The sequence below is a fragment of the Rhizobium tibeticum genome (assembly GCF_900110205.1).
GTDB classification, from domain to species: Bacteria; Pseudomonadota; Alphaproteobacteria; order Rhizobiales; family Rhizobiaceae; genus Rhizobium; species Rhizobium tibeticum.
This window is the reverse complement of the sequence record NZ_FOCV01000010.1, coordinates 111591-126238: the sequence shown is the minus strand read 5'-3', so window position 1 is coordinate 126238 and position 14648 is coordinate 111591. Positions and strand designations below refer to the sequence as shown.

The following is a 14648-nucleotide window of genomic DNA, read 5'->3' as shown; positions in this document are numbered from 1 at the left end:
CCTCTTTGTTCCCATTTGGATAGCAGTTGTGGTTTTGTACGCTCCTGCGAAACTTTACCATCGTTGTCAACTTAGATGCTCTCCGAGCGCGACATTATTTTTCGGAATGGACTTGTTGCCTTGGACCGATTGCCGTTCTTCAACGATATCCGAAAGAAGCTTGGCACTGCTTCGCGTTTGGCAAACGGCGTTTGAAAATCAAGGCTGCGCAAGGCTGACGGCAGTCTAATTTTGTGCGTCTGACGCAGTCATGAGATCTGCGAGTTGAACCGCGGGAGCGAGCAACCCGCATTTGCGCTGACCTGGCGAGGGCGATGCGAACGCGGGCTGTCGTTCCACTTGCTTTTCGTCCGCATAATTCCTTCGCGCGATCTTGATTGGGCTTCATCGTCCCCTAGCTCATTTATCAGGGCGTACGCGTAAATGGGGCTGCGCAGATTTCAGCCAAATGGAGCCCACCATGAAACATCAGACATTGGAGCAACTGCAAAATATTGCGGATATCGACCAGGCATATCCGCACCGCATCATGTCGCGAAGCGAGCGTCTCGAGCGCTGGGTGGAGCTCCTCGAGATGAGTCCGCATCGACGACTGGCAACCCTCTACCAGACCGAACATCAGCCGACGTCAGTCCTATCGCTCCTGCGTAGCGATAACTCGCCGATCTCGGTCGCCTTCGAGGATCCGATCCTACGAGCAGCCGGGCTGGAGGATGATACCTATGGCCAGGGCAAGAGGTTCTTCGGTCTCACCGATGGTGAACTGCATAACGTTCTTTGCTACTGCCATTTCGGCGCGACGGTCAGCGCTGCGACAGCTGCTCACTATGTACGCGGTATTCTTGGCGCGGAACGACCAGGTTTATTCGCTCGCCTGCGGGCACTGTTTACATATTGACTGGAGTTGATTGCTGCTCCCGTCTTCCAGCCGCCGCTCGGGCGAACGGCGGCTTTTTGCGTGCGGTCGCCGGAGCTGCGATCACTCGCCGTCTTCGCCAGACAATCCGGTTTGGTGCTCCAGATTGCTCAGGCACACATCGTTGTGGGCAAAGCGAAAAATGCTGTAGACCGCCAGTCCCCAGTCCTCACTTCCCGAAATGGTGACGCTGGCCGACTGGGCATTCTGGAACCTTGTACCCAGGCTGTCCCATTGCTCGAACACCTGCCGCTCTTGTGCAATGACCGCCTGCCTGAACATTCCGTCCTTCCCGAACTTGGACGTGGCGACATGGTCGACCTTCTCGTCCGCCGGCCCGAACTGTGAAGCGAGCAGAGACGTCGCTTCTTTGTAGACCTGTCGTGTCGTCGTGCCGCGCTGATCGTCGTCGATGTAGCGGGAGATCGCGACGACGTTGCAGATTCCCATCCCGCGGACATAGGCGAGCACATATTGGTCAAAGAGGTCATTTCCGCCGGGCAGATTGTTGCACGAGTATTGGCCTGTCGCATCCGGCTGGGCGCCATGGATCGGTTTGCAGCCGAGCACTGACGGCAAGGCATCTTGCGAAACGCCCAGCGGCCGGAAGACCGGGGTGTTGGTCTCAGACGGTGAGATGGACGCTGTCACGGTTGCAGCGACAGCCACAGACGTCAGAATATCGATTATGGCCATCGAATCTCTCCCGAGTAAGATCGGGCAATACCACAGCGGCGGCGATCCGGAACCCGATCTGCGCATAAGGCATGATGTCGCAAGTTGACTTTCCACAGCCTTTCGATTCAGCGCAGTTGCACAGAAGGTTTCAATCCATTCGATCGGGAGTCGTTCCATCACGATTATGTTGCGGCGGACCATTTATCGTGAGCCTGCCGCGGAGCAGCGCTATTCCCGCATCTTGCCGATGAGCCGCTGACAGAACTCGGTCATGAAATCGATCATAAGGGGACCTTGGGATACTGGAAGCGTTTGTGCGGGTATAATCGCCTCCTGTTGCAAATTGGCTGGAGGCGTCCTCGACGACACCACGTTTTGCCGCTGTGGGGCTCGCGCACCATGCGGGCGGATCTAAATCAAACGGCATTGCTATAGGCTTGCAAAAAGAAGCCGGAATTTAGCGCCCGTGACAGATCCGAACCATCAAAGCGCACTGTTCGTTCTTACGAGGTAACCCTTGCATACTAAGGGGAGCGACAAGTCGATCCTCGAAAAAGCCGGCGATGTCACTTCGGGAGCGATAACCGTATCGCGGGCTCTAGGAACAAGCCTGCAAGCGCGTGTTCGCGAAGCGAGGTGGGTTCACCTTTGTAATCCATAGACTTCGGCAGGCTTCGCAACGCCTTTCAACGCAAAGCTTCCGAGTTTTTCGAAATCAGCCTGAACGCGCGATACAAACATCGCGGATGCCAATAGATTGCGACCGACGTTGTCGCACAGCTTCTCCATGCGAGCTGCTTCGTTGACAGCCTTCCCGATCGCTGTGAAGTCCAAGCGGCGAGTGCAACCGACATTTCCATAAAACACCTCGCCGACATGGAGGACGATATCGATCGGGATCGCCGGCTCCCCAGCGTCGACTCGCTTCCAGTTGAGCGTGTCGTTGGCGTCCATCGCCATCCTGGCTGCCGAAAGTGCTCGTTCGCATCCATCGGTCGGATTGTCGATCTCCGCCGGAAAAATCGCGAGAAGGCTGTCGCCCATAAACTTCAGAATCTCGCCGCCGGCCTGCTCTATGGGCTGTCCTATGACCTCGAAATGCTGGTTTAGCCATGTCACGATACGATCGGGCGCATAACGTTCGTTGAGCGAAGTGAAATCCTTGAGGTCGGCGAGCAGGATAGCCGCGTAAATAGCCGTTCCGTCGCCACGCCGCGTCTGTCCGTTGAGTATCCGGCCACTCGTACGGCTACCGGTATAGACGGCGAGCATATCTGTTGCGATACGCAGTGCTGCAATCCTGTAGCAGGCGAGCGCAAGGGCGGGCAAAAACCTGTCCAGGTTGGTGATTTGTCCTTCCGAGAAGCCGGTAGGACCGTTACTTGCCAAGGAGAATCCGACACCACCGAGGGCGGTTCCTTCAGGAAAGCCGATAAGCTTCATCACATAGTCGGTCGCTCCATCGTTTGCGAGTTCTTGCAATAGCGGAAAATGGGAGCTTGCTTTTGAAGGTAGCTTCCAGCGACCGTATAGAAGATCATTCGACAGGAGGTACGAAATCGGCGATCTCCGAAACATTTCCTCCCCTGCGTCGCCATGGCCCTGAATCTCCACCGAAATGCTTGCTGAGCGCGACCATGTGACCGAGAAACCTCGCTGCAGGGGATCGATAGATGGCATAGCGATTGAGGCTCGGACTAGGGGGTATCCCAGTCCGAGCAGAGCTTCCGCGACGCCCTCCAAGATCTCGTCGATACGGTCGGAGGACAAGCCTTTGCCGATGATCCAGTCAACCAGTTTCTGCATCTCGCACATTTGGGATTTCCTTGCCAACCCTGAGATCGAGGATACTGTTAAAGACATCGGCCGTCTTATCATAAACCGCTCAGCGAGAACTTAGCGTCGAGAAGGCCAGCCTCAGATCCGAGTCCGCGTGCAGGATGAGTTTTGAGGTTTCAGGGCTCCTGTGAGGTGCATGCCAACCGTGCGCAGCAAGCGCAGTCATAGCAGAGCCGTTTCTACCATCCTCTCGTAACGCCTCCGATTTTCGCTGGTGCTGTCTCGTCAGCGCACCGCGGATGCATTGCCCGCGGTATGGTTCGGCTGACCTGTGGCAAACAGTCGCGCGAACGGATCACGCTGGACAGGCATATGACGAGATGCTTGCATGCCGTCGGCTGAGGGGCCGATGTGGGGACATCATCATGGATATCCGAAATCTCCTTGCGGGTTGGCAAGGGGTGTTAGAATGCGTTGCTGCCGAAAGGAAGCGACCAATCCAGCAGTTTCGTGCCAAACCCAGCCCGCTCGCAGCATCGGTATCGATAACCGAAAAACCCTCCATCGAAAGGAATGCACGCATGACGCAAGGAAGCTTTGGCTTTCCGCCTGCGGATCTTCGACTACGTGCCTTAGGGGAAATTCATGCGCGACCCTATGCGCTTGTTCAGGCACCACGTGTCATATTCCAGTTGGCCTTTTTGACGGAAAGCGCGGGCGACAACGACCACGAGATGCTTGCCGATCTTTCCCGTTCCAGCGGCGTTGCTCCGCCCGCCCGCGAAACCAGTCATCATGCGATAAGCTGGGGCCAGGGTACTCTGCGCTGGGAACGCCACACTGAGTTTTCAACCTACTTTTGGGATTGCCCGGCTCCGGAGAGGTTTGGTGCGCCGATCGCCGTGCACCCCTTCGGTGACAGTTTTTCGCCGCCGGGCCCCTTCATATCAGGGATTCGTCTGGAAATCCGGCATGACACGCCCGATACCGCGCAGGAGATGTCCGTCTTCGATCCGACAAGCCTTTGCCGAAGCGAACTGAGAAACGGCCAGGCAACGATCCTTACCGACTTCCGCCAGGACGGCGATGGGTTGACGAAATTTCTGGTCATCGATCGCGGCATGTCGGACAGCGCGCGGGGTGCATTGGTCCAGCGTCTTCTCGACATCGAGACATATCGCACGCTTGCAATGATGGGCCTGCCGCTTGCCCAATCGCTCTCGCCTGAAATCCGCCAGATCGAGTCTGGCCTGACCGCAATTACGCAGCGAATGAAGCTGCACGCTCGCGAGGAGGCGGATCAGATGCTGTCGGAGATAACACGTCTGGCGGCCGAGCTCGAGGCGAACGCAGCGCTCAGCCTCTATCGGTTCGGAGCCAGCCGCGCCTATTACGACATCGTTCAGGAACGCATTCGCGCGCTCGCAGAAACTGCGATGCCCGGCAGCGAGACGCTTGGCTCTTTCCTGGAGCGGCGGCTGGCTCCGGCCATGCGAACCTGCCAGTCGGTCGAGGAGCGTCAGGCGAACCTTTCGCGCAAGCTCGCCCGGGCCACGGCTTTGTTGCGAAGCTGGATCGACGTCGAACTCGAGCGTATCAATACGACGGTGCTGAATTCGATGGATCGTCGGGCCCAGCTGCAGCTACGTCTGCAGCAGACGGTCGAGGGTCTCTCGGTGGCGGCAATCTCCTATTATGTCGTCGGGCTCTTCGGCTATGTGGCAAAAGGTGCCCACAATGTCGGTTTCGAGCTCTCTCCCGAGACGCTGACCGGCCTTTCCGTTCCGATCGTCGTTGCCGGCATGTGGCTTGTCGTGCGAAGCATCCGGCGAAGACATGCCGAAGAGGACAAGCATTGACGTTTTGAACGGTGCAAGATGCGGCAATCCGGTCAAGCGTGTCCGCGCCGGCCACGACCAACGTCGCGCGTCACATCTCGTCTGTCGAGCACTCGTAGAGAACGCTGCCGGTTGCAGCATCGACGCCGCTCAGGCTGACGTCGTAGCCCCAGAGGTGGCGAATGTGACCCAGCGTGGCATCGCGGGTGCGTTCTTCCAAAAGGATGCCGTTCTTCACATTATGTTGCAGACGAAGCTGTCGGTCGCCAAGGAGGTCGACGTCGATCACCTGGATATCAGCCTGTCTGGCACCGACATCGTAGCTGCGGGCAAGCGCTGAGCGGATTGTGGAATAGCCACGTTCGTTGTGGATTGAGGCCACTTCGCAATAGCTGTCGGTGGCGCGATCCGAGAGCAGAAACAATCGGAACTTGCGGATAATTGCCGGGCTTAAATATTGCAGCATGAATGACTCGTCTCGGTGGTTCGCCCAGGCGTCAAGCAAGGTTCCGCGCCAATCGCCATTGCCGGCAAACGAGGGAAACCAGTCGCGATCCTCCGCCGTCGGTTCCATGCAGATGCGCTCGATATCCTGCATCATCGCGAACCCCAAGGCATAGGGGTTTATGCCGGGAAAGCGGGGGTCATCGAAGGCTGGCTGAAACACTACATTCGAGTGGCTTTTCAGCAATTCGAGCATCGCCCCCTCGCTGATCCTGCCTTGGTCGAAGAGCCGGTTGATGATCGTGTAGTGCACGAAGGTCGCGCAGCCCTCGTTCATCACCTTGGTTTGGCGCTGCGGATAGAAATACTGCGCAATGACGCGCACGATCCGAAGAATTTCCCGTTGCCAGGGATCGAGGATGAGGCTGTGCTTTTCGAGAAAGTACAGCAGGTTCTCCTCTGGAAGGTTGAGAACCTTCTTGCGTTCCGATGCGTCGCGTTCGGCATCCTCCGGATTACGATGTTCCGCTGCCAGTGGTAGCGTGCGCCACAAATCGCTGTAGGTTTGCTCCTCGTATTCCAGTCGCTCGCGTGCGCGCTCCCTGACTTTTTCGGAGGAAAGGCGCGGCGGGCGACGATAGCGAAAGACGCCTTGGTCCATCAAGGCGTGGGCGGAATCGATGATTGCCTCAACAGCGCTCAATCCATGCCGTTCCTCGCACTTGGCAATGTATTTCTTGGCGAAGTCCATGTAGCTCAAAATGGCACCGGCGTCGGTCCATTGGCGGAACAGATAGTTGTTCTTGAAAAAATGATTGTGGCCGAAGGCCGCATGCGCGGTCACGAGCGCCTGCATCGCCATGGTGTTTTCTTCCATGAGATAGGTAATGCAGGGATTGGAATTGATGACGATTTCATAGGCGAGACCGCGCTGTCCCTTACGATACAGGTGATCCTCGAAGATGAAGTGCTTGCCGAAAGACCAGTGCTGGTACATCAGCGGCATGCCGACTGAGGAATAGGCGTCCAGCATCTGCTCCGAGGAAATGATCTCCAGTTGGTTGGGATAGACGTCCAATCCCAACTCATCGAGCGCAATAGTCTCGATGGCATCGTAGGCGCGCGAAAGGGTCGCGAAATTCCAGTCGGAACCGTCAAACAGCAGGCCTGAACTCGAGCGTCTCGCCATTCGGTCGTCCCTTACTTACGCGTGCGCATGGCAGGCTGTCGGGTAAAGAGCTTGCGGAAAACTGGATAGATATCTGCTGGTCTGGAGATCCGCGTCATCTGGAAATTCGGCACCGCCCCATCGACGGTGCGGTAGGCGCGCCACAGCGACGTGCCATTGTCGGTTGTTCCAAAGATCTCCGTTTCGCGCTCGTCGATGATCTCGACATAAGCATAATATTGGCAAAGACGCATCAGCTGGTCGCGCAGCAGTGCCGCACAGCGTTCAGAATCGCCGCTGATGTTGTCGCCGTCGGAAGCCTGAGCGGCATAAATGTTCCACAAATGCGCTGGATACCGTTCGTCGATCACACGAAGCATTTCCTCAAGGGCCGTGGAAACCACCGTGCCGCCGCTCTGCTTGCTGTAGAAGAACGTCTCCTCGTCGACCTCGCGCGCCTCGTCGGTGTGGCGGATGAAGACGATATCGATCCGCTCGTAGCGGCGGGTCAAAAACAGGTGGAGCAGAACGAAGAAGCGTTTGGCAAGATCCTTTTCACGCTCGCCCATCGATGCCGATACGTCCATTAGGCAGAACATCACGGCGCTGGCATTGGGGAGCGGCTGGCGCTCGAAGCGGTTGAAGCGAATGTCGACCGGATCGACATAGGAAATACGCCGACGCCTGCGCTCCAGCTGCTCCAGTTCCTCGCGCAGCGCCTGCAGGCGCCGCCGGTTCGGCAGCGACAGATTCTCCTCTGACTCCAGGACGGCGATCTCGTCCGCAAGCGTTTTCACCGCCGCTTCGCTCGGTCGCTGCAAGGCGATGCGGCGGCCGTAGCTGTTGCGCATGGTGCGCCCGACATTGATGTTGGTGGGCGTGCCGGCCGTGCTGAAGCCGACGCGATGCGGCTTGTAGGTCACCGTTTCCTTCAGGTTCAGCTTGACCATGTCAGGCAGCTCAAGATCTTCGAAGAAAAGGTCGAGAACTTCATCCCGGGATAGGATGAACTGAAAATCATCCTCACTCTCGCCGTGGCCGGCGCCGCGGCCTCCGCCGCCGCCACCGCCTTGCGGTCGCGATAGCTTGTCGCCCGCCATGTATTCCTTATTGCCCGGAAGAATATACTCGCGCTCACCGCTGCCAGAAGCAGGCTGAAAGGTAGGCTCTCCCGCGCCACGCTTCGGCATCGGGACGCCATGGGCAGCATCCACGTCGGCGATCTTATCGGACTTGACCTGTTCCTTGATTGCCCGCTTGAGCTCGTCGCGGGCACGCTTCAGGAAGCGTTGCCGGTTGCCGAGGCTCTTATCCTTCGGGTTGAGCCGGCGGTCGATGAAATTCGGCATCTGCCAATCCCCAGGTTCGGCATCGTCAACCGGCCTTGTTGACCCTCATGTACCAATCGACGAGCCGCCGGACCTGGCGAACCGTGTAGCCACGCTGCGTCATGCGCTGGACAAATTCGGCGTGCTGCTTTTCCGTCGAGCTGTCCTTCTTGGAGCCGAAGCTGATGACCGGCAGGAGATCTTCGACCTGGCCGAACATGCGCTTCTCGATCACTTCGCGAAGCTTTTCATAGCTCGTCCAGGAAGGGTTGCGCCCATGGTTCCTAGCCCGGGCGCGAAGCGTAAACTTCACGACCTCGTTGCGGAAGTCCTTGGGATTGGCGATGCCTGCGGGCTTCTCGATCTGCGACAACTCGCTGTCGAGAATTTCGCGGTTGAGGATTTGGCCGGTGTCGTAGTCCTTGAAGTCCTGATCTTCCAGCCATGCATCCGCGTATGCGATGTAGCGGTCGAACAGGTTTTGCCCATACTCGCTATAGGATTCCAGGTAAGCCTTCTGGATTTCATGGCCGATGAATTCTGCGTAACGCGCAGCAAGCTCGGATTTGATGAAATCAAGGTAGCGCGCCTCGGTTTCCTTGGAAAACTGTTCGCGTCGGATTGCCTGTTCCATGATGTACATCAGGTGCACTGGGTCGGCGGCCACCTCCTTGGTGTCGTAGTTGAAGGTTTCTGAGAGAACCTTGAAGGCGAAGCGGGTGCTAATACCGGTCATGCCTTCATCAACGCCGGCCGCATCGCGATACTCCTGAACGGACTTTGCTTTGGGATCGGTGTCCTTCAGGTTTTCGCCGTCATACACGCGCATCTTCGTATAGAGCGGTGAGTTCTCATGTATGTGGAGGCGTGTTGCTACCGTGAAGCGGCTGAGATTCTCGAGCACTTCAGGGGCACATGGGCTCTTTGCCAGTTCGCTCTCACGAAGCAGCTTCTCGTAGATCTGCCGCTCCTCGGTGACCCGCAGGCAATACGGCACCTTGACGACGAGGATGCGGTCCAGGAAGGCCTCGTTGTTCTTGTTGTTCTTGAATTGCAACCACTCGGACTCGTTGGAGTGAGCAACGACAATCCCCTGGAACGGGAAGGCGCCAAAGTTCTCGGTGCCGTTATAGCTGCCTTCCTGCGTGGCGGTCAGCAGCGGGTGCAATACCTTGATGGGCGCCTTGAACATTTCGACGAACTCAAGAAGCCCTTGCGTCGTCCTGTTTAGTCCGCCGCTGTAGGAATAGGCATCCGGATCGGCCTGACTGAAATGTTCGAGCTGACGGATGTCCACCTTGCCGACCAGCGCAGACACATCCTGGTTGTTCTCGTCGCCAGGCTCGGTCTTGGCGATCGCAATCTGTCGCAGACGGGAGGGCGTCAGCTTGACGACGCTGAACTTCGAGATATCGCCGCCAATCTCATCGAGCCGTTTCGTTGCCCAAGGCGAGATCAGACCCGTGAGACGGCGCTGCGCAATCCCGTACTTATCTTCCAAGAGACCCGCCATCCGTTCCGGATGGAAGAGGCCCAGAGGAGATTCGAAGACAGGGCTGATTTTGCCATTGACGGCCAGGGTGTAGATCGGGCGCTGCTCCATGAGCCTTTTGAGGCGCTCGGCAAGCGACGATTTGCCGCCCCCGACAGGCCCAAGGAGATAGAGGATTTGCTTGCGTTCCTCGAGCCCTTGCGCGGCGTATCTGAAGTAGCCGACAATCCGCTCGATCGTGTCCTCCATGCCGTAGAAATCAGCGAAGGACGGATAGATCTTGACTGTGCGGTTGGCGAAAATTCGCCCCAGCCGCTCATCGGCGCTCGTATCAATCAGCGTCGGCTCGCCGATCGCCTCGACCATTCGCTCTTGCGCGGTCGCATAAAGGCTTTTGTCATCGCGGCAGGCTAGCAGGTATTCTTGTAGGCTCAGTTCTTCTTGCGCGGCGCTTGTGTAAATCTCCGAGAAAAGATCAAAGACGTCGCTTTCACCCTTTTGCATGATTTTCTCCCGCGGCCGGTTGATTAAGACGGGATTGCCGCCCTGTCGGCGCGCTCATTGAAAAAACGGCACAAGCTAGTATTCGTTCCTTCAAAGACTTACAGGAATTCGAAATTGGCTCGGGAAGGCCATGTAGCATCTCATCGTCTCCATTTTTCGCGCCAGATCGCGACTCAAATGTTGAACAGTGCTGATCACTAATATGGCACGAAAGACGTGCAATAACCATGGCTAAGGTAATCACGCTCTCGCTATGAACATCCTCATTTCGGTCGGTACAATTCTACGTCGACGAATAAAATCGTACTCCAGGTATGCACGTTGCGATGGACCGCAGCCCCAAAAGCCCTGCCGTCCATAGCAAAAGAGCGTAAGGATTGCGCCCTGGCACCGGTCCCAGGCGTTCAACCGATACCGCCGAGGCAGACGTATTTGATCTCGATAAATTCTTCGATCCCGTATCTTGAACCCTCACGGCCAAGGCCGGAGAGCTTGACGCCGCCGAACGGTGCCTCTGGCGTCGAGATCAATCCGGTGTTGACGCCAACCATGCCGTATTCCAGGGCTTCGGCCACCCGGAAAACGCGGGCGAGGTCCTTGGCGTAGAAGTAGGAGGCCAACCCGAACTCGGTGTCGTTGGCTTGGGCGATCACATCGGCCTCGTCCTTGAAGCGAAAGAGCGGCGCCACCGGCCCGAAGGTCTCCTCGCGCGCAACGACCATCTCCTTGGTAACGTCGGCGAGCACCGTCGCCTCGTAGAAGGTGCCGCCGAGCGCATGGCGCTTTCCGCCCCGCACGACGCTCGCGCCCTTGGCGAGCGCATCGGCAACGTGCTCCTCGACCTTTTCAAGTGCTGGCTGATCGATCAGTGGCCCGAGAATGACCCCCTCGTCGAAGCCATTGCCAGTCTTCAACTTACCGACCGCCACCGCAAGCTTTTGTGCGAAAGCATCATAGACGCTGTCCTGCACGTACAGCCGGTTGGCGCACACGCAGGTCTGGCCGTTGTTACGGAACTTGGCGATCAGCGCGCCCTCGACGGCGGCATCGAGGTCGGCGTCGTCGAAGACGATGAACGGTGCATTGCCGCCGAGTTCCAGCCCGAGCTTCTTGATCGTCGCAGCGCTCTGCTTGTAGAGCTCGGCGCCGATCTCGGTAGAACCGGTGAAGGTCAACTTGCGGACAGTCGGATTGCCGGTCATCTCGGCGCCGATTTCACGTGCCGAACCGGTGATGACAGAAAGCAGTCCCTTTGGCAGGCCGGCACGCTCGGCAAGTACTGCAATCGCCAGCGCCGAAAAGGGCGTCTGGCTGGCAGGCTTTAGCACCATGGCGCAACCTGCAGCAAAGGCTGGTCCCGCCTTGCGGGTGATCATGGCGTTCGGGAAGTTCCAGGGGGTAATTGCGGCCACCACGCCGATTGGCTGCTTCATCACCATGATGCGCTTGTCGGGCTGGTGGCCAGGGACGAGGTCGCCATAGATGCGGCGCGCCTCTTCGGCGAACCATTCAATAAAGCTTGCGCCATAGACGATCTCGCCGGTCGCTTCGGCAATTGGCTTGCCCTGTTCGAGCGTCAGGATGCGGCCGAGATCATCCTTGTTTGCAATCATCAGCTCGAACCACTTGCGAAGGATGCCCGAGCGTTCCTTGGCGGTACGTGCCGCCCACCCCTTTTGGGCAACGCTTGCCGCCTCGATCGCGGCCTTTGTTTCCGCCGCGCCAAGCTTCGGTACGCGGCCGATGATTTCGCCGGTCGCCGGATTGTTGACTTCGATCGCGTTCGACGGATCGGCCTCGATCCATGTGTCGCCAATCAGGGCTGCCTGACGAAAGAGCGTGGGGTCCTTGAGATTCATAGTGTCCATCCCATCCAGAAACCGTGTCGGGTCCATTCCCGCGGCCACTTCGGTGAAGCCATTACGGCAATGTCGGCATCCTTTTGCGCTGTGTCAAACGCGTTCACCGAAAAACGGGCGCGGGCAGCGCGCCAAGATCGATCTGGCTGCCATGTGTCATGGCAACGCGTCTGGCCCGCTCCCGGCACGGGCGCATGAGTTTCGGGAACCTTCTCCATCGAGCTCCATCTAAAGCCATGCTAAGGAGATGAAGATGTCGCACATTCGAACCGATAGGGCCGACGCACTCGATACGCTGGCCGATGTCGAGCTGGCACGCCGCGCGGTCGCCCGCGATCGCCATGCGTTTCGCGCAATCATGAAGGCTCATAATCAGAGGCTCTATCGCCTCGCAAGAAGCATCGTTCGCAACGACAGCGAGGCGGAGGACGTTGTTCAGGAAGCCTATGTGCTGGGATTTGCACATCTTAACCGCTTCCGGGGAGACTCGTCGCTCGCGACCTGGTTATCGCGCATTGTGATTAACGAAGCCCTCGCGCGGCTGCGCAAAAAGCGGCGGAGCCTGGGCGTTGCGAACGTCGCCAACCAGAGCGGCGGAGCGACGATCGTGCAATTCCCTGTCGACAACACCGGCGATCCGGAGCGGACCATGGCGCAACGGCAAATCTTGCAACTGGTCGAGCAGGCAACAGACGCTCTGCCCGATATCTACCGAACGGTCTTTGTCGCGCGGGTCATCGAGGGGTTGAGTGTCGAGGAGACGGCGGCGCTGCTTGGCATACGGGCGCAAACCGTCAAGACCCGATTGCATCGTGCCAGGCGTCTGGTGCGCGAGCGCCTCGACCAGCAGATCGGTCCCGTGCTCCTTTCCGCATTTCCCTTTGCCGGCCGCCGCTGCGAGCGTCTGACGAGCGCGGTGATGAGCCGTCTCGGTTTTCTCGATTAATCGCGGGAACCTAACGGCCGAACCGGCATCCAATCTTCGTTCCAGACAATAACGCCCGGCCTTACCGGTTCGGGCGAAGGAGGTTCCTATGCATACTCGACAGATTGCCACCCTGACCGCGCTTTGCCTGCTTGGAATTGTGCCGTCGGCATGGGCTGCAGACAAGCCGACGGACGCGCAGATCGCTCACATCGCCTATACCGCCGGCGTCATCGACGTAGAGGCAGCAAAACTTGCGATCTCGAAATCCAAAAACAAGGCGGTTGTCGCCTTCGCTCAGGACATGGTGCGAGATCATGAGGCCGTGAATACGCAGGCCCTCGCATTGGTCAAGAAACTCAAGGTTACGCCAGAGGACAACGACACGAGCAAGACGCTGACGAAAGCTGCGACCGACGAGCGAGCGAAACTCGCCGCGCTCAACGGCGCGAACTTCGACAAGGCCTATGTCGCCAACGAGGTGGCCTACCACAAGCAGGTCAATGGCGCTCTCGAGACGCTGTTGATCCCGTCGGCGAGCAATGCCGAACTCAAGGAACTGCTCGAAACCGGTCTGAAAATCTTCCAAGGCCATCAGCAGCACGCCGAGCACGTCGCTGCCGAGCTCAAATAGGAGATGCCGACATGCTGAGACGGCATCTGTGGATCGTTGCGGTACCTGCGTTGACCATTGGTGTCGTTCCAGTACGGGCGGAAACAGTCACGGTAACAATCGAAAAGATGAGGTTTTCGCCCGCCGAGATCAGCGCAAGGCCGGGCGATACGATCGAATGGATCAACAAGGACATCCTTGCCCACACGGCGACCGTGAAGGGGGACTGGGAGGTGGTTATTCCTCCAGGGAAATCGGGACATCTGGTGCTGAAGGCAACCACGCCGGTCGACTATTACTGTCGGTTCCATCCGAACATGAAAGGCCGGATTTCGATACCGGCCCGATAATGCGGACCGGCATCGCCATGCTTGGCGGGCTTCTCCACCCTCACATCCGCCCGTTGCCGGATGAAATCTTTGTCAGACATCTTCGCTCGGTGGCCACACTAGCCTATATCGCTGTCATGTATTCGCTGGAACGTCCGACATCCCTCGAGCAAGTCGTGAAAAGAAGCCGGTTCCTGGCGATCGGCGTGCCTGTCGCCAGTGAGCTCGAAGCCAAGGAGGCGCTTGCCGCGCACTGCCATGGCGACGCCAACCATAATTGTTGGGCCTGGCGTATCGGCCAGACGTACCGGTTCAACGATGACGGCGAGCCGGGCGGAACCGCAGGAAAGCCGATATTGCAGGCGATTGACGGCCAGTCGCTCGATAAGGTCCTCGTTATTGTCACACGCTGGTTTGGTGGCGTTCTTCTCGGCACCGGCGGTTTAATCCGCGCCTATGGTGGAACGGCCGCCGCCTGCCTGCGAGCTGGCGAACTTATCGAGCTTGTTCCAACTTTGGAAGGAACGATCCGCGCGGCCTTCTCCGACCTTGCGATCCTCAAGGCAAGGCTCGCCGCTTTCGAGGGGGTGCACGTCCTAAGCGAGACATTCTCTGGCGCCGGTGCCGAGATCACTGCGAGCTTTCCGCAAGCAAAATCTGGGGAGATCGCCCGGCTGATTGCCGACACCACAAGCGGACGAAGCGCGCTGGTACTGACGCAATAGCGCGCGTGTGAGCCTCCGCCTGTGGGCAATTTGTGACTGTCATAGGCCCA

Annotated in this window: 12 protein-coding genes and 1 pseudogene; 6 read left to right on the top strand and 7 right to left on the bottom strand. The window is 58.1% G+C overall.

All coding sequences use genetic code 11. From position 1 onward, the window contains the following. Positions 1 to 460: 460 nt before the first annotated feature. The gene (locus tag BSG20_RS13245; protein ID WP_072375894.1) at positions 461 to 898 is read left to right on the top strand and encodes a hypothetical protein; all 438 of its coding nucleotides are present in this window, start codon (positions 461 to 463) and stop codon (positions 896 to 898) included. Positions 899 to 979: 81 nt separating this feature from the next. On the opposite strand, the gene BSG20_RS13240 is transcribed toward BSG20_RS13245, so the two are convergent. The 3 genes and pseudogenes from BSG20_RS13240 to BSG20_RS13235 all read right to left on the bottom strand — a co-directional run bounded on the left by BSG20_RS13240 (position 980) and on the right by BSG20_RS13235 (position 3409). Beyond that, positions 980 to 1612: a hypothetical protein gene (locus tag BSG20_RS13240; protein WP_072375893.1), complete on the bottom strand. Its 633-nt coding sequence runs from the start codon at positions 1610 to 1612 to the stop codon at positions 980 to 982. A gap of 210 nt (positions 1613 to 1822) precedes the next feature. After that, positions 1823 to 1971: pseudogene (locus BSG20_RS35580) on the bottom strand (LysR family transcriptional regulator); the annotation flags it as partial. A gap of 265 nt (positions 1972 to 2236) precedes the next feature. Beyond that, complete coding sequence (locus tag BSG20_RS13235) at positions 2237 to 3409, bottom strand: adenylate/guanylate cyclase domain-containing protein (RefSeq protein WP_083539915.1); 1173 nt, start codon at positions 3407 to 3409, stop codon at positions 2237 to 2239. 545 nt (positions 3410 to 3954) lie between these two features. Between BSG20_RS13235 and BSG20_RS13230 the strand changes: the two genes are divergently transcribed. Next, on the top strand, positions 3955 to 5232 hold the full coding sequence (locus tag BSG20_RS13230) for a DUF3422 family protein (RefSeq protein WP_072376049.1): 1278 nt from the start codon (positions 3955 to 3957) through the stop codon (positions 5230 to 5232). Between the two features lie 70 nt (positions 5233 to 5302). On the opposite strand, the gene BSG20_RS13225 is transcribed toward BSG20_RS13230, so the two are convergent. The 4 genes from BSG20_RS13225 to gabD form a co-directional block, all read right to left on the bottom strand. Beyond that, positions 5303 to 6844 carry a SpoVR family protein gene (locus tag BSG20_RS13225; RefSeq protein WP_072375889.1) on the bottom strand — a complete coding sequence of 514 codons (1542 nt, stop codon included), beginning with the start codon at positions 6842 to 6844 and terminating at the stop codon, positions 5303 to 5305. Between the two features lie 11 nt (positions 6845 to 6855). Then, entirely contained in the window at positions 6856 to 8172 is a 1317-nt protein-coding gene (locus BSG20_RS13220; RefSeq protein ID WP_072375887.1) for a YeaH/YhbH family protein, read from the bottom strand. Positions 8173 to 8197: 25 nt separating this feature from the next. Beyond that, complete coding sequence (locus BSG20_RS13215; protein ID WP_072375885.1) at positions 8198 to 10147, bottom strand: PrkA family serine protein kinase; 1950 nt, start codon at positions 10145 to 10147, stop codon at positions 8198 to 8200. Positions 10148 to 10551: 404 nt separating this feature from the next. Next, positions 10552 to 12006 carry an NADP-dependent succinate-semialdehyde dehydrogenase gene (gabD, locus tag BSG20_RS13210; RefSeq protein WP_072375883.1) on the bottom strand — a complete coding sequence of 485 codons (1455 nt, stop codon included), beginning with the start codon at positions 12004 to 12006 and terminating at the stop codon, positions 10552 to 10554. 253 nt (positions 12007 to 12259) lie between these two features. On the opposite strand from gabD, the gene BSG20_RS13205 reads away from it, so the two are divergent. The 4 genes from BSG20_RS13205 to BSG20_RS13190 all read left to right on the top strand — a co-directional run bounded on the left by BSG20_RS13205 (position 12260) and on the right by BSG20_RS13190 (position 14598). Further along, positions 12260 to 12952, top strand: coding sequence for an RNA polymerase sigma factor (locus BSG20_RS13205; RefSeq protein WP_072375881.1), 693 nt, complete (start codon positions 12260 to 12262; stop codon positions 12950 to 12952). 88 nt (positions 12953 to 13040) lie between these two features. Then, positions 13041 to 13565: a DUF4142 domain-containing protein gene (locus tag BSG20_RS13200; protein WP_072375879.1), complete on the top strand. Its 525-nt coding sequence runs from the start codon at positions 13041 to 13043 to the stop codon at positions 13563 to 13565. A gap of 11 nt (positions 13566 to 13576) precedes the next feature. Continuing rightward, on the top strand, positions 13577 to 13894 hold the full coding sequence (locus BSG20_RS13195; protein WP_072375877.1) for a plastocyanin/azurin family copper-binding protein: 318 nt from the start codon (positions 13577 to 13579) through the stop codon (positions 13892 to 13894). A gap of 116 nt (positions 13895 to 14010) precedes the next feature. Then, a complete protein-coding gene (locus BSG20_RS13190; protein WP_072376047.1) occupies positions 14011 to 14598 on the top strand; it encodes an IMPACT family protein in 588 nt (195 codons plus the stop codon). The last annotated feature ends 50 nt before the right edge of the window (positions 14599 to 14648 follow it).